Genomic DNA, 26,096 nt, shown 5'->3' on the forward strand with positions numbered 1-26,096 from the left:
AGGTAAAATAATCGTTTCTTTCCGATGATCTTCGAAGATCATTAGGCATAAAAAAAGCGAGCTCAATGCTCGCTTTTTGTCCGTCTATCTGTTGATCGGATCGTCAACACTCGCTCGATTAAATCACACCGAACTTAAGCACGGTTACCAATTTTAACGGTACCATTTGTAGCAAACCAAAGTGCTTCTGAACGGCGGCGACCTAGTAGAATCGGGCCATCATCGTAGAACAAAAAGTTCTTCCAGTGTTTCTTGAAAACTGACCATTTTGTTTCTAAAACATTGTATTTTTCGTAACAAAAATAGACAGTTACGTCATCTTGCCAATCAATGAAGTTTAGAATTTCTTCTGGCATTTCAGGCTCATCAGATTCCCAATTTGCCATCCAGCTGATCTCTTCATTCCAGTTCGATGCTTTGCTTGGCCAGTCTTGCGAACTTAGTCTTTCCGCATCAGGGCTTTGAGGGCTCACGTTCTCTTTCCAAAACTGAGATGCTCTCGCCTGTGTCATTGGTTTAATCTTTTCCAAATCCTCTGCCGGCAGCGGCATTGACTGGTGAGTGAAAATCCATTTTCTTTGGTATTCGTCCAAAGTTGTGTATGACATCAAAATTCCTCAAATATCTTCTCAGGCTGATGGATCTACCATGCCTATATGTTCTTTTTGATACAGCGGCGACTAGAGATCGCTTGATATTCGCTGCCTTTAAATTCGTTACTTGTTCTTACGCCTAGATACTATTTAGTCTAGACATTGCGTTTGTCTTCCCAGTTAGGGTTAACTAACGCGGTCAGTATATGGTCTTCCCATTTACCGTTAATCTGTAAGTAATCTTTGGCGAAGCCTTCTCGAACAAAGCCAAGATGTTCCAAGACACCCGCACTGCGTTCATTGTGAGGCATGTAGCCCGCCATTAAGCGGTGCATGTTCTGCACATCAAACATGTAGTCTTTTGCCATGCTCAAGCCTCTGCGCATGTAACCGTGGCCCTGTGCACTTTGCGCCAATGAGTAACCGACATTACAAGCGTAGAACGGGAAACGAGACAAATTACTGAACGATATGGTGCCTAACATTTCATTAGAGTCAGCGTTAATCAGTAAACAGTAATAGCCTAGCCCCATTTTATGAAGCTCGTTTAACTTGATCAGTCGCTGCGCCCAACTCGCTCTATCAAAGAACGCGTCTTCGCGAATCGGTTCCCAAGGTTTCAGGTACTCTCTGTTAACCTGAAAGTACTCGCTGATCATGCCAGCGTCATCAATTTCAGCGGTGCGTAGAATCAGATTACCATCATGCTTATAAATGCGCTCTGGTGTACTCAAATCTTCCATAATCTTGTTCTTATTCGATCAGTTCTTTCTGATACCGTAATCACGAAGCTTATTCGCAATTGAGGTATGAGATACATTCAAACGTTTTGCTAGCTTACGGCTTGATGGGAAAGACTGATAAAGCTTCTCTAGAATCTGAGATTCATAGTCTTTCATGATCTCGTCAAGCGAGCCGTCTAGGCTTAAGTTCGCCATTCCAGCCGTCATTGTTTCAAGCTGTGGCAAGTGGAATTGCTCAACTGTTAGTGTGTCTGAATCTAGCTCTGTTAGTGCACGTAGAACCATGTTGTCCAACTGGCGAATGTTGCCCGGCCATTGGTAATTACCAAGCTGGTCGACTAATTCTTGAGTCAGTTTTGGTTTTAACATACCTAATTGCTGCGCGTACTTTGCAACGAACAATTCCAACAGTGGCGCTACGTCGTTTGAGCGTTCACGCAATGCTGGAATAGACAGAGTCAGTACATTCAAGCGGTAGAACAAATCTTCACGGAACGAACCCGAGTCTGCTAATTCAGAAAGACGGTGGCGCGTTGATGCAATAATACGAACATCCGCGTGCATCTCTTCTTCTTCACCAACACGACGGAATGAACCATCTTGTAGGAAACGCAACAGTTTGATTTGTAGATGCGGGCTCATCTCGCCAATTTCATCTAAAAATACCGTACCGCCATTCGCTTGTTCGAAAATGCCTTTATGACCTTGTTCATGGTTAAATGAACCCGGTGCATGACCAAACAATTCCGTTTCCGCTACGTCATCAGGCATCGATGCACAGCTTAGAATCAAGAATGGGAATGACGCTCGGTTCGAACGGTTATGGCACGCTTTAGCCAGCATCTCTTTACCCGTGCCTGTATCCCCTTCAATAAGGAGAGGTTGATCCAGCATAGCCAGTTTCTTAGCTTGGCTGATCAAGGCTTTATGGCGATTAGAGACACCAACAAAGTGTTCAAAACCTAGGTTATTCTGTTCAGGGATTGCGTCTGGCGTGTTCATCTCTTGGTTGCAAGAACGAATTGTCATTACCGCGCTAGCCAGTACCGCTTCGTTCACATCACCACCAAGGTAAATCGGCAGGATCTCAATAGAGAAATCTAAACCATCTAACACCACAACTTCACGATGGCGCGTTACATCGCCTTCGATCCAACGAGCAAAGTTAAAGCTAGGAACGAACGTCGCTAGCGGCTCACCGATCACTTCGTCTTCTTGCTTGTTAAAGAGGTTCAATGCAGCGTGGTTTGCCATATCGATTGAGCCTTTAAGGTCAATCGCTATCACAGGGTCAGGTAGGTTTGCCAGCAGAGCTATCAACTCTGTGTTATGCCTTTCGCTTGGCATAAATTGGATTTTACGTACATCCTTCACACCTGAAATTCGGCGAATTTCAGCCATAAGTTCACTAAAAGCATCAAAATTAATATCAGGGCAGTTTAAGTAAATAATGCCTTTAACATCAATTTCGATTCCTCTTAAATCAATGCTTTTTGAGGCCAAGATATCGAGCAACTCACGCGTTAAGCCGAGTCTGTCTTCACACAATACTTCAAGACGCACAAATAGTCCTATTATAGGTGTCAGGATAAGTTGACAGTAGTGTGGATTAAGCTCTGAGTTCAGTCAAGAAGAAGAGTAAACATATGTTTACTCTTCACTCGCAAACGACTCAATGTCATACACTTTGTTGGTTAGTAGCTCGCTTTATTGATAAGCAACTCGCTTTATTGGTTAGTAGCTCGCTTTGTTTAAGCGTGATGCGCTTTATTGATAAGCAACTCACTCTATTTAAGCGTAATGCGCTTTATTTCAGAAAGGACGGCTTTACGAAGATCTGATATTTTTACTTTTCGCTCATTATGCCAAGGCATAGGGCGCAGCAATGTCATGGCTTTTAAACCCAGTCTCGCAGTGAGAATACCGACACCGAGCCCCTGCCCTGCTCGAGCTGAAACCTTGCCTGCAAGATCCATCGAGACGAGGTCCATACTCGCGTCTATCGCCAACTCACTCGCCCCTGCCGCTGCCATGTTGATCAACACCAACTTGAACAACTTAATACGCGACCAGTAACCAAGCTCAATGCCATACACATCAGCAAGCTTGTCTATCATGGTGAAATTGCGCCACGCCACCAGCAACATATCGGCAGCCGCTAATGGGCTCACAGCAACCAAAGCGGCCGATTCGGTCGAGAACTTAGTGACGATTTGAGTCGCCACTTTATCTTGTTGGGCAACAACAAGTGCATCATACATATCCAAGACTTCAGCATCGCTGTGTGCAGGGTTAATGCTGTTTCGCCATTTATCATAAGCGGGTGATTCAGCGACAATACCGCCCTGCTTCGCAATGTGTTCACAGAACGCTTTGCCTTTACCAACGCTTTGGCTCTGTAACAGCTCTTCACTCTGCTCTTGAACGCTGAAATGATCTTTCAATGAGCGTAGCTTCCACAGCTCTTTGCCTATTGCGCCCAAGCCTAATGAAGCGATTGCAGCAGTAAAGCCTGCCCAACCTAACGCGAGCCAGTCTGCTGTTTGAATCGCTGTAATGACAGAGTCAATAGCTTGCCATCCGACTAAACCGGAGAAAGCGACAAGTAAGCCCGTTCCAAACCACTTCTTCTTTTTGCTCGATCGAATCACTTGCTCCAATTGCTGCTCAGCTTCACCATCAAGATCGGCTTCCACTTGCGGTGCGACAGGAACAAATTTCTCTTGCTCTGTGAACAGTTGTTGAGCGCCTAAATCCGGGCTAACTTCGCTCTTGTCTTGCTCATCAAAAGAGGTCTTCAACGGTTCATCAAAGACCTGCTTTGTTTTTAATTCACTCATTTTGATTGCCTCAATTACTTCAACTTGTCGCCAATGAGATATTCTAAAACCTTGTCGATTCTCAGATGCTGACAAGGCTCGTCAGAGTGCTGCTCCATCGGCCTAAAGCTTGTGAAATCAAACTGGTTGGTTTCCCAATACTGTTTATTGGGCAACTTACGCGGCACCTCTCCCGGATACATGGTCTGAGGTACGTTATCTAAAGTCACACCTTGCAACGCCGGAACATTGTCTGAGCCCGACGAGATATAACCCGCGCTGGTCGCTTGAATAGACGCGATGCTCATGCAACTCATGTCGATGTGTTCAAACGCCGCCTGTTGCCAAGCCGGATGCACCATCTGTTGTAACAGCGATACCAAGTTCGGGTGTTGATCCGGTGTCACGTGGTCAGCCTTGGTGGCCGCAAATAATATCTTGTCGATCTTCGGAGCGAATAAGCGTCTTAGCACATTGCTTCGACCATACTTAAAGCTTTTTAGTAGCTGCTCTAATGCGCCACGCATATCCATGAAAGAGTCATAGCCCGCATTGAGCGGCTGTAAGCAATCCACCAGCACGATTTGTCTGTCGAACGTCGCGAAGTGATTCTTATAAAACGCCTTTACGACCTTTTGTTGATACTCTTCATAACGCGCTTTTAAAACCGCATAGTTACTTGTTTTAGAGAACTTGCCCTCAGGTGCGATGCATGGGAAAAATTGCAGCACAGGCGCACCTTCAAGCTCACCCGGCAATACGAATCGACCCGGTTGTACCCAGTGCAACCCGTTATCCTTACAAGTGTGAAGGTACTGAGTATAGCTATCGGCAATGGCGACCAGTTTCTTTTCGTCTGCTTCGGCTAACAAGTCAACGTCACCACGCATTGCGTTCCACTGTTGCGAGTAGGTTTCTCTATCGCCTTTTAGTGCTGCAAATTGAGACTGACTCCAAGTATCAAAATCCATATCCAGCAAAGGTAAATCAAGTAGCCACTCTCCCGGATAATCAACAATATCGAGATAAAGGGTGCTGTTCTTGCTCAGCAGCTTCTTTGCGCCTTTAGCCGGCTTATATTTGATTGCTAGACGAATCTCACTGACATCACGCGTTGGCACCGGCCATTCTGGTGGCTGTGCATTCAAAGATTCCATCGCTTCATCATAAGAGAAGCGTGGAATCATCATGTTTTGTTGCGGGATGCGCTTTGCGCCAATAATTCTGCCATCTCTCGCTGATGCAAGCAGTGGTAGATTTTTGTGGGTAGACGTATGAAGAAGCTGATTTACCAGCGAAGTAATGAATGCTGTCTTACCCGCACGAGAAAGCCCCGTAACCGCTACTCGAATGTGAGAATCCGTTCCTCTGCTTATAAAGTCACTCATTTCTTGAGTTAGGTGTTTCATTTGAACGACTCCGTGATAGTTAGGCTGGATTGCTGACTCACCAAGAGCGCAATCATTTGGAAAAATAGCCTACTTATTTATTCCAATCGGAATATCTTAAATACTGATGTCTTTGCTTATGGTGATAAGTATGCAATACACATTCTTAATGCTAGATGAATAAAAGCCCCTGACTACATTCATAATCAGGGGCTTTAGAATTTTTCTGCGATATCCGACGTTTAATCGTCTTCAATCAACTTGTAGATAACAAACAGTGCAATCTCTGCAATTAGCCAAAGCGCACAAGTAATTGTCACGTATTTATTATCAAAGATGCTGATCCCTTTCAAGATCAGGTCGTAACCAACAAAAGCACCAATCACCACTGCCAAGATAATCTGTAGGATCTGAATAAAACGAGGCATTCCTCTCTCCTATATTCTTATATCAAACTATGTGTTTATCACTATATCATTGATAATAAGACAAAAGTGCAAATAATGCTGCACTTTTGTCTTCAACTTTCTGTCAAGAATTGCAATTCAAACGCTGAAGCTAGCGCCTGTTACGACTTTTGACTTCAGTAAATTATGCTTTTTCAGCTTCAGCAATTTTCACTTTCCACGTGTCAGGGCCGATCTGGTGCGCGTTCACGCCGTTAGAGTCAACCGCGACCGTTACCGGCATGTCTTCAACTTCAAACTCGTAAATCGCTTCCATACCGAGATCTTCAAACGCAACCACGCGTGCTTTTTTAATTGCTTTAGCCACTAAATAAGCTGCACCGCCAACGGCCATTAGGTAAACCGATTTATGTTGTTTGATTGACTCAACGGTTGCAGGGCCACGCTCTGCTTTACCAATCATGCCCATAATGCCGGTTTCTTCTAGCATCATGTCGGTGAACTTATCCATACGAGTAGACGTTGTCGGGCCAGCAGGACCAACCGCTTCATCGCGTACCGCATCAACAGGGCCAACGTAGTAAATGAACTTACCTTTCAGGTCAACACCTTCAGGTAAACCTTCACCACTTTCAAGCATGCCTTGAATACGCTTATGCGCTGCATCACGACCGGTTAAGATCTTGCCTGATAGAAGAACCGTTTCGCCAGTCTTCCACTCTTGAACGTCTTCTTTAGTAATTTCATCTAGGTTAACACGGCGTGTATTTGCGCCTGCTTCCCAAGTAATGTCTGGCCACTCTTCTAACTTAGGTGGGGTTAGTTCTGCAGGGCCGCTGCCGTCTAGCGTGAAGTGAACGTGACGCGTTGCTGCACAGTTCGGGATCAAGCAAACAGGCTTTGAAGCTGCATGCGTTGGCGCTGTTTTGATTTTAACGTCAACCACAGTCGTTAGACCGCCAAGACCTTGTGCACCAATACCAAGCTTGTTTACACGGTTGAAGATGTCTAAACGAAGCTCTTCTTCTGCGTTCTCTGGACCTTTGTCGATAAGGTCTTGAATATCGATGTGTTCCATCAGAGATTCTTTCGCTAGTACTGCTGCTTTCTCAGCCGTACCGCCGATGCCTATACCAAGCATGCCCGGTGGACACCAGCCCGCACCCATAGTTGGTAGCGTCTTCTCTACCCACTCTGCAATATCATCAGAAGGGTTAAGCATTACCATCTTGGTTTTGTTCTCAGAACCGCCGCCTTTTGCCGCGATTTGAATTTCAACTTTGTTGCCTGGAACCATATTAATGTGAACAACCGCTGGTGTGTTGTCTTTTGTATTAATACGCTTACCTGCAGGGTCCATTAGGACAGATGCACGCAATGGGTTATCTGGATTGTTGTAAGCTTGACGAACGCCTTCATCAACCATCTGTTGTACTGTTTGATCCGTTTCCCACCTAACATCCATACCGATGTTCACGAAACAAGTAACAATACCCGTATCCTGACAAATTGGACGATGGCCTTCCGCAGACATGCGCGAGTTAATCAGAATCTGAGCGATAGCATCTTTTGCTGCTTGGCTCTCTTCTTTCTCATACGCTTTTTCTAGGGCTTGGACAAAGTCTAAAGGGTGATAATAAGAAATGTACTGAAGTGCGTCAGCGACACTGCTGATCACATCTTGCTTACGAATAACCGTCATTGCATGCCTCTTTATTGTTCTGGTTCCATGTGGGATCTTGGTTTGACTGTTTTTGTCTAACCGGATTAGTTGGCTTAGCTTTTTATTATGTTGAGCTGTATTTAGTTGCTTTAGCAATCGCTTGCATAGCTTTAAACTAAACCATGTGGTTTGCACCGTTCTAATCAAGAACCCATTTTATTTTCAATTTATGATACTCTTGCTTCCTCTCACACGCCATGCAGTGATCGAACTCTTTGTCACAAATTAAACAAATGAATAACAACGAATTTCGCTCTATCCAAATCAAGCCGCTTGAATATCAATCAACTTTAGCTAAACAGCTGTTTTCCCATATTGAAAACCTACCGTGGGCAATGCTATTACGCTCAGCTTCAGAAAGCCACGTTGATAGTCGATACGATATTTTAGTTGCTCAACCCATCGCCACCTTTGAGACAGTCGGTGCAAAAACGACCGTTAATGTTAATGAGACGTGCGAGGTTTCAGACTCCGATCCTTTCGAACTACTCGACCAATATCAGCAACAGTTATTGCCTGTAACGAAAGAGCACGTTGAGTTGCCATTCGTTGGCGGTGCATTAGGCTATTTTAGTTATGATTTGGGGCGCAGAGTTGAAACACTTCCTTCACTCACGAAGCGAGACATTGAAGCGCCAGACATGGCGGTTGGTTTATATGAATGGGCTGTGATCGTTGACCATCAATTAAAAACGGCGTGTATTGTCGGCAGCAATATCGATGAACATCATGATTGGCTGATGCAACAATTGGCTCCGTCAAAACGAACACATGCGCCCTTTGGATTAACCACACCGTGGAAATCCAACATGAGCGAACAGAACTACGCAACGAAATTCGATAGTGTTCAAGAGTACCTGTTATCCGGCGATTGCTATCAGATTAACTTGGCTCAGCGTTTCAATGCCCAATACCAAGGCAGTGAATGGCTAGCCTATGACAAATTGGAACAATACAACTCGGCGCCCTTTTCTGGCTTCATCCGTTTGGCCGACTGCGCAATCATCAGTGTTTCGCCTGAACGATTCTTAGAACTCAATAGTGGCACCATTGAAACAAAACCGATCAAAGGCACACGCCCTCGCTCTAAAGACCCTATGATTGATGATGCCAACGCACAAGACCTAGTCAACGCCGATAAAGATCAGGCAGAAAACTTGATGATCGTCGACCTGCTTCGTAATGATATTGGCCGAGTCGCAAAGCCAGGATCGGTTCATGTACCAAAGCTCTTCGATATTGAAAGCTTCCCTGCTGTGCACCACTTAGTGAGCACGATACGAGCGGACCTTGATGACCAATACTCTGCAACTGACCTTCTGAGAGCCTGTTTCCCTGGAGGCTCGATTACCGGCGCTCCAAAAGTTCGCGCGATGCAGATCATTGAAGAGTTAGAACCGCATCGACGTTCAGCGTACTGTGGCAGTATTGGCTACATCAGCCGAAATGGCAGAATGGACACCAGCATTACGATTCGTACGTTAGTGGCAGAGAACAATACGCTTTATGCATGGGCTGGCGGTGGTGTGGTATTTGATAGTGATTGTGCTTCTGAATACCAAGAGACGTTGGATAAACTAAGTCGTATCCTACCTGTGCTTGAGGAATGTTAAGCATAACGTCATTAACTGACAGTTTCGCGGCTTAACGGCCAGCGAAAGCTCTATATAAGAAGAAACCGAAATAAAAAGAAACCGAAGGATCGTAAGATCACTTCGGTTTTTTAGTCTCTGTGCCAGAGCATGTGAATGACCACTTTCTAACTAGCGAGGCTTAATTGACAAGCTCTAGGTTACCTTAGTTAACAAGCGCTAAGTTACTTTCGCAGGCGCAACACCCCACTTCTTGAGCATTTCTTTAAGATCGTTGGCTGTGTAAGGCTTACTAAGAATGTCATCCATTCCGCACTGAATACAACGTTCTCGCTCTTCCAGCGTCGTTCCGGCGGTGAGTGCCACAATAGATTTAACGTACCCCTTATCTCTAAGTTTCTCTGTCGCTTCAAATCCGTCCATGACGGGCATTCTGCAATCCATGAAAACAATGTCGTATTCATTATCTGAAGCAAGCTCAAAAGCTTCTACACCATTGCTCGCGGTAGCAGGTTCAATCTCATGTTTACGTAACATTTGTTGGATGATGATCTGGTTCATCTTAATATCATCAACCACCAGCACTTTAAGCAGTGACAATTCGACTTCAGATTCAAAGCCTCTGGCGACACTATCACTCTCTGCTGGTACATCGACAACCTGAAGAGGAATCGAGATAGTAAACGTAGTGCCTGAGCCAACAACACTGGTCACCCCAATCACGCCATTCATCAAAGCCACCAGCTTACGACAAATCGCTAAGCCAAGCCCAGTGCCCTCATAATTTCGGCTACTTGAGTTGTCAGCTTGTGTGAAAGGTTCAAACAGCGTCTTATGTGCAGATTCGGCAATGCCTACCCCAGTATCTTCCACTGAGAAAACAAACTGGTTTTTGTCCCACTCAATATCGACATTGACGTGCCCCTCTTCTGTAAATTTGATCGCATTACCGATTAAGTTTACAAACAGTTGCGTGATACGTTCTAAATCGCCTTGGAAATGAGAAGGTACGTTAGATGCGACACTGATATTAAATTCGATCTGCTTCTCAATCGCGCGATTGACGAAGATACTTTCAATCGTATTTCTCAAATCATGCAACGCAAATTTCTTAGGAATAAGATCCAACATCCCTGCATTGATTTTACTGAAATCAAGCAAGTCATTAATGATGGTTCTAAGAAACTCTCCAGATTGGCTCAGGTTATTCACTATTTCACGCTGAGAACTGCTGAGTTCGGTATCACTGATCAATTCTGCACTACCTAGCAAACCATTGAGCGGAGTTCTTAGCTCATGGTTAATCATGGCCACAAAGTCGCGCGTTGCCCTCTCGGACTCTTCCGCTCGTTTACGTGACTCAACATTTCGATTGATAGCAAGCTGATGAGTTAGTGCACTGCAGATAAGATCGGTCACTAACAACAGTTGGCTTTGAATGAATTCGTAGTCCTGGTCTAACAATCTGACCTTCACGATTAACGCGCCGACTATGACCTTTTCGACCTCTAATGGCACCGTTAGCAGGTTGCCTTGCCAATGAGGTTCTTGAATGTATTGCTCTATCACCTCGACGGCTTCGTCACCATAGTCGTAGGTGTGTAACTGCGGGATCAGCTTGGGAGGCAAAATCAAACGACTGGCTTCGATCAAGTAACTGTTGGTCACATTAATCGTCAATTGTGACAACATGACGTCATCGAGATCATTTCTAAGGAACGCGCGCCCGAAATCAATCAACAGGTTGTCGATTTGTTCTTGGAATTCAATACGGCGTATATTCGCGTTAGAGCGCTTTTCTAACTGACGCAGAGCAAGCTCAAGCTGTTGGTTAGCCTCAAACAGTTCGAGGCTCTTTTGTTCCAACAACGCTTCAGCCGCTTTCCTTGCCGCGATTTGACGCTTAAGTTTCTTCTCTATGGCAGATGCCGGATCCATATCACTTTTCTACTTTGAGATTAAACCTAACCACGCTTTGGTCATCATTTTGCGGCGTCATTTCAACCGCGATAGATTCACCGTGGTATTCAGCACACCCTTCAATAAGCCCTAAGCAAACGTGAGACATGCACCTTGCGCTTTTATAGTCAAAAACAAGCTGTGCTTCAGTCGTGGTAATAAAGCTGAATTCAGGCGGCTCCGCATCCGGATAGAGCTTCTTCACTTCAACGTGAATATAGCGCTCTACGTGTTGGATAAATTGAAAGGTGGTCGTGCTATGAGCAAGGCTCGCTTTATTAGGCAATGAGGCCAATAAGTTCTTAAACACCGACTGCCCAAAAACACGCTGTAAACTGGCGGCATCAATATCGGTTTTCTTACTCAAGTTGATAATCAACCTGACAAGGTCTTTGTGGTCATAGCTTCCGACCGACGTGTAGATCCCTTCGTCTTCTGACATCTCTAAAACTTCTTCCAAAAGCTCTAGCCCAAACTTGTCTTCAACAAGCTCTAAAAATTCGGTGAATATGATTCCTTTCATCTCATACCTTTTCTTCTATTTCTTTTTAGAATGGTCTACTAAGTTATTGTTATCAAATTCTTAAACAAAAAAACCACGTTTCATCACCTAATTTTATGACATGGGCAACGCTTACTCGGAAATGTACAAATATTGAATATAGCAAAACCCCTCGTTTGAGGAGATAGGTGACTGCCCCCTTCCCTTTATTATGCTTAGTTAATGACTGAACTAAGGGTAAGTAAATGAAGACACACTCAAAATTGGTAATCAGCCCACGGTTATGTCTATACTTAAAATCATAATAATCAATATATTGGCTTGATATGAATAAAGAAAACTTCCTTCAACAATTCCAGCTTAACCCTACGGTTGGCTATCATCCTGAATCTGTAGAGCGTGTTTCGCATATCAGTGGCGATCAATTGCGCAAAGCGGCAGTGGTGGTCGGTTTAGTGGAACGAGAAGATGGTTTACATGTCATTTTTACTAAAAGAGCCGCTCATTTAAAGCATCATCCAGGTCAAGTCAGCTTTCCTGGAGGAAAACACGAACTTTCCGACCCTTCTATGCAATTTACTGCACTTAGAGAACTCCACGAAGAGGTGGGAATTCGATCGGATCAAGTTAAAATTGTTGGCCAATTACCTGCATTGAGTACTATTAGTAAATTTTCTGTGACACCGATTGTTGCAATGGTCGATCCTGACTATGAAGCCATCATCGATGAGAACGAAGTAGCCTCGATTTTTGAGGTGCCTGCCACCTATGTTTTAGACCAAGCCAAGTTACACAGCCACACTGTTAACGTTAAACAAATCAAGCATCGTGTTTTTGCGATGCCCTTCGAAGAGCACCTAATTTGGGGCGTTACAGCACAAATCATCCAATCTCTGCAGCGACATGTAGTGCAACAAATTACATAGCAACTACGTTTTGTTTAATCTCTGTTAACAAAATCCAGCCTTTCTATAGAACAGATTTATTAATGCAATTTTACGCAAACGTTTTCCTGGTATAAATCTGACCACCCCCGCCATTCGCATAATAAAAACTAATGTCTAGCATGAGCATAAATCACCTGTAGCACGCCAATTTCGTGATCAAAAATCCGTTTTTCGCATATCATGTGACACGCCGTTTCATTACATGATTTAGATCTATTTTTTACAGAAGAAAATTCTGCAGAATTAGCCCCAACTTATTTCCTGTTCCCAAAAAATGAGTAATTTAACATGAACACAACAACTTCTTCGGCAAATGCCGTTAAAGATTCAAGCAAGTTTAACTATAAAGATTTTACCTGGTGTTTATCACTATTCGGTACAGCAGTTGGTGCTGGCGTACTATTCCTTCCAATCAAAGCTGGTGCGGGTGGTTTTTGGCCATTAGTTATCCTAGCTCTAATCGCGGCACCAATGACTTGGTTCGCACACAAATCTCTAGCTCGTTTCGTACTGTCTGCTAAAAACCCTGAAGCTGATATTACAGACACAGTTGAAGAGCACTTCGGTAAGACTGGCGCAAACATTATTACTTTTGCTTACTTTTTCGCTATCTACCCAATCGTTCTTATCTACGGTGTTGGTATCACCAACACGGTTGATTCTTTCCTAGTAAACCAAATGGGTATGGAATCTATTCCACGTCCTCTTCTTTCTGGTGCACTGATCCTTGCTATGACAGCAGGTGTTGTATTCGGTAAAGAACTGATGCTTAAAGCAACGTCAGCAATGGTTTACCCACTAGTATTCGTCCTACTAGCGCTGTCTTTCTACCTAGTTCCTGAATGGAACACTTCAATGATGGAAACAAGCCCAGAATGGTCTTCAATGCCTTCTATTATCTGGCTTGCGATTCCAATCATCGTGTTCTCTTTCAACCACAGCCCAATCATTTCACAGTTCTCTAAAGAGCAACGTCGTGTATACGGTGAAGACGCAGTTAAGAAAACTGACGCGATCACTGGCGGCGCAGCAATGATGCTGATGGGTTTTGTAATGTTCTTCGTATTCTCTGTAGTGCTTTCTCTATCTCCAGAGCAACTAGCTACAGCGCAAGCGCAAAACATCTCGGTACTTTCTTACCTAGCTAACGTTCACGAGTCTCCACTTATCTCTTACATGGGTCCTCTAGTAGCGTTCGCAGCGATTACTTCTAGCTACTTCGGTCACTTCCTAGGTGCTCATGAAGGTCTTGTTGGTCTAATCAAGTCTCGCTCTGGTTCTTCAATCAGCACGATTGAGAAAGCATCTCTAGCGTTCATCGTTGTTACAACTTGGATTGTTGCGGTAGTTAACCCAAGCATCCTAGGTATGATTGAAACAATGGGTGCTCCAATGATTGCAGCTATCCTGTTCCTAATGCCTGTATTCGCGATGCAGAAAGTACCAGCAATGGCTAAGTACAAAACATCAGCACCTGTGCAAATCTTTACAGCTTTATGTGGTCTAGCGGCTATTAGTTCTGTAATCTACGGCGCTCTTTAATCTCAAGTCCTTTTTATAAGATGACATCCATCTTATATCGCGAGATTAGACAAAAAATATAATGATAATAAATGAGCCTCCCTACTCCCCTTGGGAGGCTCTCTTTTTGAGGTAATCGCTATGATTAGTGTATTTGATATCTATAAAATCGGTGTTGGTCCATCGAGCTCACACACAGTTGGACCAATGAAAGCGGGTAAAGAATTTATTGATGACCTACGTTCAATGGGAAAATTGCGCGACATCACTAAAATCACCGTGGACGTATATGGATCACTATCACTGACAGGGAAAGGTCACCACACCGATATCGCTATCATCATGGGTCTTGCAGGCAATACCCCTGAGAAAGTAGATATTGACTCTATCGCGGGCTTTATTGCACGAGTAGAAGAAACTGAACGTCTACCTGTTGGTATGCACTGTCATACTGTTTCGTTCCCTAAAGATGGCGGAATGAATTTCCATAAAACCAACCTTTCTCTACACGAGAACGGCATGAGCATTCATGCTTGGGTTGATGACGAAGTAGCTTACTCAAAAACGTACTACTCAATTGGTGGCGGTTTCATCGTTGACGAAGAGAGCTTCGGCAAAGAAGAAGAAAACCCGATTAAAGCACCTTACGAATTCACAACAGCTGAAGAGCTGGTTAATCAGTGTAAAGAAAGTGGTCTTTCTATCAGTACACTGGTTATGAAAAACCAAGCGGCTTTCCACTCAGACGAAGAGTCTCGTACTTACTTCGCAAACATCTGGAAAACGATGCGTGAGTGTATGGATCGCGGTATGAATACTGAAGGTATCCTGCCGGGTCCATTGCGTGTACCTCGCCGTGCAGCTTCACTTCGCCAACTTCTGATTACTTCAGAAAAAACAACCAATGATCCAATGACGGTTGTTGATTGGGTGAACATGTTTGCATTCGCAGTAAACGAAGAAAATGCTGCCGGTGGCCGTGTTGTTACTGCACCAACTAACGGCGCGTGTGGCATCATCCCTGCTGTATTGGCTTACTACGATAAGTTCATCCAAACGGTGACAGAGAAAGATTACATCCGTTACTTCGCGGCTTCTGGTGCGATCGGTGGTCTTTACAAGCGTAACGCTTCTATCTCTGGTGCTGAAGTTGGCTGTCAGGGCGAAGTTGGCGTGGCATGTTCTATGGCTGCTGCTGGTCTTGCTGAGCTTATGGGTGGTAGCCCTGAGCAAGTATGTATGGCTGCAGAAATCGGCATGGAGCACAACCTAGGTCTAACGTGTGACCCAGTTGCTGGCCAAGTACAAGTACCATGTATCGAGCGCAACGGTATTGCTGCAGTTAAAGCAATCAACTCAACTCGTATGGCACTTCGTCGCTCTTCTGCTCCTACTGTTTCTCTCGATAAAGTTATCGAAACAATGCTAGAAACAGGTAAAGACATGAACGCTAAATACCGTGAGACATCTCAAGGTGGTTTGGCAGTTAAGGTGGTTTGTTAGTAACTTACATACTCTAATTATCTAGAAGAAGCCCTTGGATTATCTTGGGCTTCTATTTTCACTATATTTAACGCTTCTCCATTTTCTTCCAAAATCATTTCCCTATTAAGCTTATCAACATCAGTTTTCCTTACCTCATTTGAACTTACAAAACCCAACTACAATTTTTTAAAAAAGTCAATATCACAAGTGGGAAATATAACGCCCTACATGCCGATGCTCTATTTTTATTTAAAAATTACTATAAGTAATCAAATATTTATACATCATTAAAAAATGGAACAGGTTATAACGATTTTACCTGCTCGTATTTCAAAAATAAAAATTGATGCACATAAATCTAGCAGTGGGTTTTCTATGACAAGTACATTCAACAACTTCTTATCTAATTACATAAAAAATAAAAAAATCAGCCGAAATGAATTGATAGAAAGGCTGTATAAAGAAAGGGAATTTCAACAACTTGATCATGTTACATTAAGTCGTTGGATTACAGGAAAAACGACTCCATCACTATATAAGCAAGTACTTATAGCTAAAGCACTAAAAATCAGTTTACTTTCATTTATAAAGAACACCAAACACCAAAAGACAAATGTTACCAATAAGCACGAAGTCGTGCTAAATAAATTCAAGCAATCGTTTGGTATCACACCTATGCTATATTATAGTGATGTAACAACACCTCTCGAATATCGTTTGAAAAACCAAAACTATCAAGAACACTTTCATGTATTTAGAGCATTTTATAACAATATTGAGCCACTTAAACGGTTGGCAAAAGATTTGTTAAAATTGGAAGATCAGTTGAGTTATGAATGTATCGTCTTAACCAATTCAGAAAAAAAAATTATTGGTCATTTCTCTCAAATCATAGACATAGAGAAAATCAACAATTCTTCAAATTTTATTTCCATACCCAATGGGGAAATAGAAAAAAGTACGTTAGCAATCATGGGGTGTTATGCAAACGAAGAGCAATTTTTGGGTTTACTGGTTCGAGCTTTGGCCCAAATGTCACAGAACCACTTCAGCCAAAAAGAATACATTTACATTTACGTAGTAGGGACAATGTCGCAGGAATTAATCACCTCTTTGTTTTATGGTGAAATTATAAGAACATATGCATCGAAAAAGGCCTATTCAAACATTATTGTAAGTCTAATAAAAATAAATTTTGTCAAAGCACTAGTTAACCCCTTACTCTTCACTAAAGTAAGTGAAAATTTGCTTTGCATGCAAGAGTGTACTTTAGATGAGCAACAAAAGTTCCATTGCAAGGTTAAATGTGAAAGTGTTAAACGATATACAGCTCATTAAAAGAGTGACACTCTAATTAAAGGTCATTTAACTACATCATTAGTTAAATGACACACATTAAAAATTGGTCAATAATAGTAGAGGTTTATCAGAGCATCAAAAGCTACTACGTTCGATTCCTTCACATCAGTTTCTCCGACATACCTCGCTGTGAACTTAATATTAAACTCATCAACATCACTCTTAGATCCATTTGAAACCCAGCCAAGTTTAGTTTCATTAAGATAAATGGGTAATTTATAATCTTCAACATACAACTGCAAACCAACCCTAAATAAACTTTCAGCATGTTCACGAGTAAGAACATTACCTATATTTGAACTCATATTTGCATCTGATATAGAACTACTTACCCTGATGCTACTAGGGCAATTTAGCTTCAATTTAAATACTGTACCTCCATAGTTTTCATCCCTACCTGTAAATTCTTGTCCATTTAATTTTGGCAGATTAATGGTACTTTCTCTATTTTCAAAATAGAAATCACAAGTATTTGTAGTTACCGTAAAACCAAACCCTGAGTAATACAATGGTACATAAAACCCTAGGGAATCGCGGTTAAAGCTGTCAGCCATTTTTGACAAGCGAAACTCTCCTACCTTGCGCGATCCCAATTTGTATTTACCAGATTTTAACGGCTCTAAGAACACAAAACCTACACGCCAGAAAGCCCCAAGACGTAAGTAAGGGGTGAAGCCTTTTGACAGAGTGTGTGAAGATAGTTTACTTTCTCCAGATTCGCCAATACTATTCCAACTTCCATCGAGTGACTTTACTTCAACGACATAACCTATTCCTTTATACTCAGTCGGGAAAACACTTATTCTTGATTTATCATTCGCAATAAATAAGGCTTTGTCTTTCTTTCCTTTTAGATACCAGATAGATACGCCATCTACTGTTTGATAGTTCGAATCCAATTTAGAATCGTCGTTTATGGTCAATGAATCGAACCTATAATTACTTACAGACTTGTCCCAATAATTTGAATATTTAAATTTTAATAAAGATGACGTTGTATGATCTGGCATATCAACAAAGTAATAACTAGGATTTCCAGAGTACGCAACTGAAAAACTGCCACTACAAAAATAGATTAAAACTAGCAAACTACGGTTCAAAAATATGTACATACACCCTCACTACACCTTATAAAAAGCTATATATGTCACACGCAATTATTATGCCTTTAGTAGCATTTGTCATTTTAAGTTTAGAGTAAGCAGAGAGGTTATAGGATGATCATGGGCAGGGAGTAACGTGTCAAATAGAGGTTTTAAGATCCGAACAACAATCAGACTGTTCCGTTTCTTTCCACATATGGGAAAGAAACGACGGTGGAATAGAGTTTTGGGCTAGAGGATATTTTATAGATACCCTCAAATTATTCGGCGATATGTACGATATTAAGATGCTAGCCTTCTATGACGGCAGGCACCTATTAGATAGATACGAATTATTCATAATCAAATAAAATTTCCATTTTTGCATTGACAGTGCCAGCAGTCATGTTTTGTTGTGTCTTCACATAACGCACCGCAACTGGCACCGTCCAACTCATCGCATCACTGTCTGCATGACTACCTTTCCAATAAAAACGATTAGCACTGCCAAATGAGCGGATCGTATCATCAACTTTCGCTGAAAATTGTAAGCTCACTCCTGTGGCTGTTGAACTGCTACTTAAAGTCATGTTTGTTCCAGTGTTTGTCCGAGCATTTAAATCCGTGATTGTTGCATGTATTCGAGTTCTTCGCGCACAATGTAAAGTTATAGAAAAAGGTCTTCGACCACTGGTCGAGCCTACGGCTCCAAAGTCACCAATATTAACACTTGGGAGCGTCACTGTTTGATCCTGATGCGCGGTATCAATATCACACGTTGGTATTTCAATAGGAACATCGACAAAACCCAATTTATTGACTTGGCCGATTCCGAAACTTGCGCCGGGGCGAAAAACATCGACTTGGAGATTATGGTCAATATGAGAAGTTCCAAGATTGAAAGTTGGATTAGTTCCACTAGGGCTACTAGTGAATGAAGCTATTTTTTGCACGTAGAATAGAGGCCCAGAGATAGTGCCAGATTCACTACCATGTATCGTCTTAAATATCACCGAATTATTGTGCGGCCCCGATGTCCCAACAGTCCTTGGTGTTGTGAGTTGAATCCCTGGCAAATTCGAATTATAAATTTTTCCAGATTTATACGATTTTTGCCCCCACGTTCCAAATATGATCATGGTATGCGCATCTGTAAAAGTACAGTTGTAATTAAAAGACACATCTATCCTGCCAAGCGTTTCCCCAATTCGTTCGTCAAAAAGTGGAATCGGATCTCCCACATAATTAGCTACATAATTACTTGTCGTACATGAGTTAGCTAGAACTTGCTTTATTGGACAAGCGACAAAACTAACAAATAACACTAAGGACAGGCGTACAATAATTTTCATAACAAACCCAGTTACTTATTTCTAATTTGTATTTTATTATTAAAAATACTCGAAAGATGAAATGATAATTTCTACACGACGGTTCAACGCGCGATTTTCTGGCGTTCGATTATCAACAAGAGGTAAAGCCTCTCCCATTCCTGTCGCAGTAATCCGACTAGCTTTGATGCCTTTCAGTTCCAATTGGCGAGAGACCGTTTGAGCTCGCTTCAACGATAACGTCTCATTATACTGGTCCGTTCCCCAAGAATCAGTGTGGCCAACCACTTCAACGTGCGCATTCGCATGTTGTTTCAAAAGCTGCGCGATCTCTCTGATTGCGCCACTACTCTCTTTTGTCTCAATCATTTGATCGCTATTAAACTCAAAATTTACTTCCTTCAATACCGTTTCAAATATTTTAACGGGTTTATCAGCCACCTTGGGGGCGATTTCCTCGACGATCTTTTGGCGAAGTTGCTCTTTGCCTTTAAAGTGATATGTAATACCCGCGAGTAACGCATGGTTGTCATAATGCTGCAGATCACTATCCCCGATATCGTGCGTGTACTTATAACCCGCATTCAAGTAAACGTGACGATTCCAGCGATAATTAATACCCAGCTCACCCACAGGTGAAAAACCACTGTATTTATCATCGACGACAATAGAGTCAACAGTTTGGTTTGACTCTATTGTCCAATAGGCTGCCCCTACCCGTGTATATACGCTGGTATCTCTCTGAAAATACCAATCATAACGCACCGCTGATTCGAACAACCCAGCCTCTGAATCTTGCTCACTGACACCCGTGTCACCAAAATAAATATACCCAATATCCCAACTCCAATTTTCTGTAAATTGAGAGCCAATCAAAACGCCCAAAGCACTTTGGTCTGGCATACGACTGGTACTTGGATTGGCGTATTCAACATGAGTCCCGATAAAGGAATGCGGGTAAACGTCCCCCTCTTCTGAACTCGACGCCGCAAAACAGTCGTATGAAACCAACACAACCACTGCGAGTTGGATATAAAATAACGTTTTAAGTTGACTTATTTTCACTTTCATTTTGAACAACCTTGAAAGAAATGTTTCATCTCGGAAACTGTAATTTATTTTCATGCGACCACTCGTTGACATTTCGCTTGTAAAATCTTTAAACCATCAGATTTATTACTGTTTATCTCATATTGAACAACACATTGATTAGTGTCGTCACGCCCCCAAGAGACGAATAACTGGCCTTGATATGTCGACACCCTGGCGTATATTTGACTGCCCTGACCCACATTACCTACCACTGTACCGTCGGCATCAGTAACCTCCGCACCAAACGGGAGATTATCACCATCAAACTTAGTATTGATGACCAAAGGAATGCCCAGCTTAGAATTGAACTTCAACAAAACGATGGCGTTCTCATACGGCACCACGCGTTGCGAGGTTTGCTCCATTTCAACATCGATGGACGCGTTTTCTAAACTGATACTGACGTTGTTTTGGCTGTATGGGTTTAAATTCGCGACAACGGCGTAACCATTACTGTCGATAACCGCTCCTTGATGACCCGACACAATCGCGCCTTCGGCCCCTTTAGCCTCAATGAGCCCTAAGGTTGTGCCGCTTGAAGGGCTCAGCGTCACCCCGCCAGAATGACCAAGGATAGTCCCGGACAAGCCAAAACCTTGGCTGTTATAATCATCACCTTTACTCACGTTCGCAGAAACCGTCGCAGCAGAGCCGACATAACGAGCATTCGCGTCAAGTGCAACATCACCGTTAGCGTTGTCTCGAGTGGCCGCGATACCATAACTGGCTTGATTTCGCTCCCCAACGGATTGCGTCACACCCACTTGTTGACTCCCTCCGCCTTCACCATCGCTGTAATAGCTAGCTCTAACATTCAAAGGGGTTCGACCATAAGACTGCCCAATTGGCAAAGACAGATTCAATGCATAACTGGTTTGAATTTGACCTTGAGCGTCTTCATTTCGACTGATGTTCGCCCCCCAACTCAAGCTATTCACATTATTCGAATAACCCAGTTGGAATTGATTTTTGTAGTCGTCTTCATTCCAATAATTTTCCAGTGTTCCCGAGAAATACACTTGTCCCCACGAATCATAAAGCTGTTGGCTTGCCGTTAAATTGAAACGGTTTTTTGAAGTCAATAAGTCATCAACACCTTGTTCTCGTTCAATATCATCGCGCACAGCCATGGCCGTGGCGTAATCCAAATACCCTTCCGTTGAAAAACGATAAGCCCCTAAAGAAAAGTTACTGCCCGTCGAGACTAGGTTTTTACTGTATTTCACTTCAAAGCTTTGGCCAGTTTGGTCTTCATGCCCTTTCTGAAGGTGAGTTTTCGACTGCGTCATACCGATAGAGACAGCGCCCAAAACAGTCCCGATGCCCACACCACCTTGCACAGCGAAGTAATCTTGGTTCCCGCGAACCCCACTATAAGCAGTGATGGAGTTCGTCAATCCTTTTTCATAGGTCGCTTCTAGCAATGCAGGGCTCGATAACAAGGCGTCGTTTTGATATTGCCCAACAACCAGTGAATAACGATGCGACCCAACACGGAGTAATTGAGTAAGGGAGTCATAAGGGACGGAGAGGTTTTGCTCCGTGCCATCCGCTTCATGAATGACAACATCCAGATACCCACCGAAACCCATTGGGTATAAGTCATCAATCAAGAACTCACCCGGACTGACCGTCGTTTCATAGATTATCTGGTCATTTTGAGCCACCGTGACTCTCGCATTGGTTCTCGCGACCCCTCGTATTTGGGGAGCATAACCTCGTTGAGACTCAGGCAGCATCAACGGATCATTTATGAGTTGCGCGCCAACAATAGGAAGCGAATCGAAAAGTTGCCCAGCACTGTTCGCTTTACCAATGATGGCTTTGCCTTTTATTTCAGGGATAGCTCTTTGTAAATAAGCGCTCACCGTGTTGGTGCTTGTGCCGTTAGACGATGACCAGTTGACGGTGCCATTGTGTCTCAGGTACCAAGAGCCAACATTCACACCATTAGACAAATAAGCATTGATAGACTGGTGCCCACTACTCGACGAGTTGAAACCGGTAATGTTGTAAGAACTGTACGCTGCATTGACGCCAGCATCCCAGTATTTAGGATCCGTTGCACCGCGAGCTTCACGCGCCAGGTAGATTTGTGGCACGCTGATGTTTAAGCGTGATTCACTCAAGTCATAGCCAATAGATGAGCCAGGAAGGTACGTTTCAAGGTCAACACAATCGCCAGGCTGAGAGCGCTCAGATAAAAAAGATTCCGGCAATGTGGCTTCTTCAAAATGAACAGAATCCAACATCGCTTTTGTCACGCACACCACCGAGGTATTTTTCTCGTCCGTGCTGACCGCTACCTTGGTGTTTATCACATAACGTTCATTGATATACAGGCTTGACATATACTCGCCCGGCTGGATGAAGTCTGCTTGTGAAAATCGCTCTATGTCGACGTTGTCAATTCTCAGAAATGATTCATCGAATTCAACCTCATCATCGGCCAGAGCTAAATTACCGAACACCGCTAAGTTGGCTTGGGTTATCAATATAGCAAGAGGAGTATTGACTCTCTTTCTTAGGTTATATAATGATATTTCATTGATGTTGTTCATTGTATAACTCCTTAAAGAAAGTAAAACTAGTGGGCTTATTTAGGCTTTGATTTATAAACGTTAAGAGCGCCGTAATCGTCGATATAGGAAATAGTTATTTCACTGCCCTTCGGGATATTTTTTAGGTTATCAAAATAAAACCCTTTCGTGCTTTTCGGTGAAATCATCGTTCCTTCGGTCGAATACTTCACCCCGTCAACATTCACAGACACATTTGTTATCGAGATATGGTATCCCGTTGGGTTATCTATCTTTAAACCACTGGCAACTGGATTGAATATCAATTGATTTACCGCATCACTTGAACTGCCTTTTAATACCGAAGGGCGATAAAATAACTTTATCCGAGTCCGAAAAGCCATTTGTAAGTGATTCTCTTGACTGGCTTTTTTACTTTTAGAAGGCACTGCCAATACATTGAGCCAAAATACCGACTCTTCATCTTTGCTTAATTCACCTTCGGTATAAAAAATCCGAACACTTTGTCCTTTACCCGCGTTAATTCGATTAATCGGAGGGGTAATAACAAAAGGTACCTGTATCGAGGACGGTGTTTCATTATCATCCCCCGTATCAATCCAGCTTTGGACAAGAAAAGGTTTTTCGTCCGTATTGGTTAATCTGACGGATGTTTCACGTTTTCCTTCATTATAAATAACCCTTGTTGTATTAATCACCACACCGGCTTGTGCGCTGAATATAATAAAACCCAACAACAAAACTGTGACTGTTCTCATGCAGTTTAAATAATACATTACGACCTCTAAAAGATTATTTATAATGAACGTTATCCATTCTGTCGGGAATATAGAAACGCGATGGTTCCTATATTCCCAATAGAGCATTACTTGTATTGCATTGAATATACTACTGAGCTAATCACAGTACCTGCTGTAGATTGACCCGTCGCATAATACTCAACACCGTAGTTCAGCGTCGCGGTACCTGTGCCCGATGTACCTGTAATAGTTTGGTAATCGTTATCGGCAATTTGAGACGAATCACCGACATTGATTGCCGTGCTGTCGGCATCAAGAATTTGCAATTGGACATTGGTTGCAACACCAGAGCTGTTCAAACGACCTGTCGCAAGGTCAACAGTTGGTCCTGCTTCAAAAAAGGTAGAAACCTGTGTATCTGCCGGGCTTGTCGACATCGTACAATCAGACAGTTCAATAGAGAAAGCCGTTCGACCAGCGGTATCAGCCGCATTAGCTAACGTTTTAGCATCAACAGTAGGTAATGTAATGGTAGAGTCATTCCCTTGACCATCAACAGAGACAGTACAAGTCGATGCCGTCACTAGACCATTGAATGTAATTGTACCTTGGCTTGCCTGCGCAGAATTTAGAGCAAAGAATGGTAACAACGCAGTCACCAGCAATGGAGCTTGATATTTCATATATATATTCCTTATTCAGCTTAAAGTAGGCAAGCTGTAAATCTCAAATTAAAAGTATTGGCTTTCAATAAAAACACAATGAAGTCATAACTTATTGCAGGTATTATTTGAAAGCAGGGCTATAATAAGTTTTAGTAATCGATTTGCACATGGCACTAGAGAAGTATAATTCACAATCCGTGCACTTGACTTGCGATCGGAAGTGCGTTAATAGCTGCGTTATAAAGCAGTAGGTGTGAGTATTTAGCCTATTCCTATAGAAATAGACTAAATGTATCTGAGATTTGACAGAGTGCTGCAGGAGCGAAGCTTTAAGGTAATTAGAATAAAGAAAAGGACTAAATAAGATTGTGTGATGATAGTTCAATTAAAGAGAAGAGTATGCACTAACGCTCTCGCACACCCTTCTTAGTAGTCAATCCTCATCCAATCATATGTTCTTCATTGTCTAGTCTGTTCAAGTAAACGGGCTTATCTATTGGTGTTAGTGCGTTATATTTTATAAAACTTTCAGAAGACATCACGATACCAATCCATTTATACTTTTTGTTTTTATAAGACACCCCCATATCAGACGGCTCTCCTTTACTCACAATTTTACCTCCTAGCAATTGGAAAAAACGAAGAATCGCCTCATGAAAAACCTGTGTGTAAACACAACCAATATCTATATCGGAGATTAGTAGTTCCTTAATGAAATAAAATTGAACTAAGGTAACTCTTTGAGAGGTTGAATAGATATTTCCTACAAAAAGAACTTTCTCGTTTTCTTTGACAGTAGTGGAATTTTCGAGAGGTGGTATTAGTTCAATGACATTCTCTTTCACTGTTACATGGCAAAACATATGCCCTATCAATAGATTCTTGTCATCATAGAACGTGTAGTGAAAGTTATTTAATGCTTTAGCATTGAACTCTCTAGCTCCTTCGAAACTCAATTTGTGGTCATAAACTTTTTCTCCATAATCACTGAAAAAATCGTATTCCTCAGAGCTCAAGCTCTCCGTCACTATATAACGTACTTGCTTGCTTTTTCTATGGTAAAGAGCATCAACTCCCAAACGCGAGTTAGTGTATCTTTTATTGAGAACTGATTGCTGGTTAAGCTTTTCATTTTCATTGCCAGCTTCCAACTCTTGAAAAAGTGCATCAAACAAATATAAGTTTTTTAAAACTATATATTTCTTACTAAGCGAAGGATTTGTAACCCCCCTTTCCCACCTTGAATACGTCACACGGTCTAAACTCATTAAGGATTTGTCAAGTTGAACAAGCAAATCAACCATATCCTCTTGGCTTAGTTCATGTTTATTCCGATAACTTAACAGCGCAATGCCAAACATGTTATTAACCAAATAATTGTAGACTTAACTAGTTCTAGACAACTCAAACTCCAGAGTCAAGTTGCATCAATTCCCAAAGTGATATTGATTCACATTTGGGCAGGATTGCACAGTTATCACAATTCAACACAATTAACAAGGAGCATTACAAACAAGAAACTATCACTTAATGCCCTGTAGGTTACACAAAAATATACGTAAAATTTATACCTCAAACATTCTTTCATAACAAATTTGATTAGAACCA

General features: G+C 42.4%; 21 protein-coding genes. 5 read left to right on the forward strand and 16 right to left on the reverse strand.

Features of this window, described 5'->3' with window-relative positions:
• Nucleotides 1-134: 134 nt before the first annotated feature.
• From AACU28_RS18170 to AACU28_RS18200, 7 genes are all read right to left on the reverse strand, one after another.
• A complete protein-coding gene (locus AACU28_RS18170) occupies nt 135-608 on the reverse strand; it encodes a DUF2947 domain-containing protein (RefSeq protein WP_029222481.1) in 474 nt (157 codons plus the stop codon).
• A gap of 140 nt (nt 609-748) precedes the next feature.
• Nucleotides 749-1,336, reverse strand: coding sequence for a ribosomal protein S5-alanine N-acetyltransferase (gene rimJ / locus AACU28_RS18175; RefSeq protein ID WP_121603390.1), 588 nt, complete (start codon nt 1,334-1,336; stop codon nt 749-751).
• Between the two features lie 18 nt (nt 1,337-1,354).
• Complete coding sequence (gene tyrR, locus AACU28_RS18180) at nt 1,355-2,899, reverse strand: transcriptional regulator TyrR (protein ID WP_121603391.1); 1,545 nt, start codon at nt 2,897-2,899, stop codon at nt 1,355-1,357.
• 224 nt (nt 2,900-3,123) lie between these two features.
• Nucleotides 3,124-4,176 (reverse strand): YcjF family protein, encoded by a 1,053-nt coding sequence (locus AACU28_RS18185; protein WP_121603392.1) that lies wholly within the window; start codon nt 4,174-4,176, stop codon nt 3,124-3,126.
• Between the two features lie 14 nt (nt 4,177-4,190).
• Nucleotides 4,191-5,564, reverse strand: coding sequence for a YcjX family GTP-binding protein (locus tag AACU28_RS18190; RefSeq protein ID WP_121603393.1), 1,374 nt, complete (start codon nt 5,562-5,564; stop codon nt 4,191-4,193).
• Nucleotides 5,565-5,785: 221 nt separating this feature from the next.
• Entirely contained in the window at nt 5,786-5,971 is a 186-nt protein-coding gene (locus AACU28_RS18195; protein WP_004734731.1) for a hypothetical protein, read from the reverse strand.
• A gap of 163 nt (nt 5,972-6,134) precedes the next feature.
• Complete coding sequence (locus tag AACU28_RS18200; RefSeq protein WP_004734730.1) at nt 6,135-7,652, reverse strand: fumarate hydratase; 1,518 nt, start codon at nt 7,650-7,652, stop codon at nt 6,135-6,137.
• Between the two features lie 254 nt (nt 7,653-7,906).
• On the opposite strand from AACU28_RS18200, the gene pabB reads away from it, so the two are divergent.
• Nucleotides 7,907-9,286, forward strand: a complete 1,380-nt coding sequence (gene pabB, locus AACU28_RS18205; RefSeq protein ID WP_121603394.1) for an aminodeoxychorismate synthase component I — start codon at nt 7,907-7,909, stop codon at nt 9,284-9,286.
• Nucleotides 9,287-9,484: 198 nt separating this feature from the next.
• Here the strand turns inward: pabB and AACU28_RS18210 are convergent, their stop codons facing one another.
• Together AACU28_RS18210 and AACU28_RS18215 are read right to left on the reverse strand one after the other, a co-directional pair.
• The gene (locus AACU28_RS18210; protein ID WP_121603395.1) at nt 9,485-11,203 is read right to left on the reverse strand and encodes an ATP-binding protein; all 1,719 of its coding nucleotides are present in this window, start codon (nt 11,201-11,203) and stop codon (nt 9,485-9,487) included.
• A 1-nt stretch (nt 11,204) separates the two neighbouring features.
• Nucleotides 11,205-11,747, reverse strand: coding sequence for a heme NO-binding domain-containing protein (locus AACU28_RS18215; RefSeq protein WP_017080579.1), 543 nt, complete (start codon nt 11,745-11,747; stop codon nt 11,205-11,207).
• Nucleotides 11,748-12,052: 305 nt separating this feature from the next.
• Between AACU28_RS18215 and AACU28_RS18220 the strand changes: the two genes are divergently transcribed.
• From AACU28_RS18220 to AACU28_RS18235, 4 genes are all read left to right on the forward strand, one after another.
• Nucleotides 12,053-12,652: a CoA pyrophosphatase gene (locus AACU28_RS18220; RefSeq protein WP_017080578.1), complete on the forward strand. Its 600-nt coding sequence runs from the start codon at nt 12,053-12,055 to the stop codon at nt 12,650-12,652.
• Between the two features lie 309 nt (nt 12,653-12,961).
• Entirely contained in the window at nt 12,962-14,215 is a 1,254-nt protein-coding gene (locus AACU28_RS18225; protein ID WP_004734718.1) for an aromatic amino acid transport family protein, read from the forward strand.
• Between the two features lie 120 nt (nt 14,216-14,335).
• Nucleotides 14,336-15,697 carry an L-serine ammonia-lyase gene (locus AACU28_RS18230; protein ID WP_004734717.1) on the forward strand — a complete coding sequence of 454 codons (1,362 nt, stop codon included), beginning with the start codon at nt 14,336-14,338 and terminating at the stop codon, nt 15,695-15,697.
• 276 nt (nt 15,698-15,973) lie between these two features.
• Nucleotides 15,974-17,017, forward strand: a complete 1,044-nt coding sequence (locus AACU28_RS18235; protein WP_121603396.1) for a helix-turn-helix domain-containing protein — start codon at nt 15,974-15,976, stop codon at nt 17,015-17,017.
• Between the two features lie 68 nt (nt 17,018-17,085).
• Here the strand turns inward: AACU28_RS18235 and AACU28_RS18240 are convergent, their stop codons facing one another.
• The 7 genes from AACU28_RS18240 to AACU28_RS18270 all read right to left on the reverse strand — a co-directional run bounded on the left by AACU28_RS18240 (nt 17,086) and on the right by AACU28_RS18270 (nt 25,849).
• Nucleotides 17,086-18,150: a fimbrial protein gene (locus AACU28_RS18240; protein WP_121603397.1), complete on the reverse strand. Its 1,065-nt coding sequence runs from the start codon at nt 18,148-18,150 to the stop codon at nt 17,086-17,088.
• 323 nt (nt 18,151-18,473) lie between these two features.
• A complete protein-coding gene (locus tag AACU28_RS18245) occupies nt 18,474-19,472 on the reverse strand; it encodes a fimbrial protein (protein ID WP_121603398.1) in 999 nt (332 codons plus the stop codon).
• A 39-nt stretch (nt 19,473-19,511) separates the two neighbouring features.
• Nucleotides 19,512-20,576 carry an OmpA family protein gene (locus AACU28_RS18250; protein ID WP_183091201.1) on the reverse strand — a complete coding sequence of 355 codons (1,065 nt, stop codon included), beginning with the start codon at nt 20,574-20,576 and terminating at the stop codon, nt 19,512-19,514.
• Nucleotides 20,573-23,104 carry a fimbria/pilus outer membrane usher protein gene (locus tag AACU28_RS18255; protein ID WP_121603400.1) on the reverse strand — a complete coding sequence of 844 codons (2,532 nt, stop codon included), beginning with the start codon at nt 23,102-23,104 and terminating at the stop codon, nt 20,573-20,575. Before AACU28_RS18255 ends, AACU28_RS18250 begins: the two co-directional genes overlap by 4 nt.
• Nucleotides 23,105-23,139: 35 nt before the next feature.
• On the reverse strand, nt 23,140-23,859 hold the full coding sequence (locus tag AACU28_RS18260) for a fimbrial biogenesis chaperone (protein WP_259462833.1): 720 nt from the start codon (nt 23,857-23,859) through the stop codon (nt 23,140-23,142).
• A gap of 89 nt (nt 23,860-23,948) precedes the next feature.
• Nucleotides 23,949-24,506 (reverse strand): fimbrial protein, encoded by a 558-nt coding sequence (locus AACU28_RS18265; protein ID WP_121603402.1) that lies wholly within the window; start codon nt 24,504-24,506, stop codon nt 23,949-23,951.
• A gap of 422 nt (nt 24,507-24,928) precedes the next feature.
• Nucleotides 24,929-25,849 (reverse strand): helix-turn-helix transcriptional regulator, encoded by a 921-nt coding sequence (locus tag AACU28_RS18270; protein ID WP_121603403.1) that lies wholly within the window; start codon nt 25,847-25,849, stop codon nt 24,929-24,931.
• Between the last annotated feature and the right edge of the window lie 247 nt (nt 25,850-26,096).

This window comes from Vibrio sp. SBT000027 (genome assembly GCF_963894355.1).
In the GTDB taxonomy this organism is placed as follows: Bacteria; Pseudomonadota; Gammaproteobacteria; order Enterobacterales; family Vibrionaceae; genus Vibrio; species Vibrio splendidus.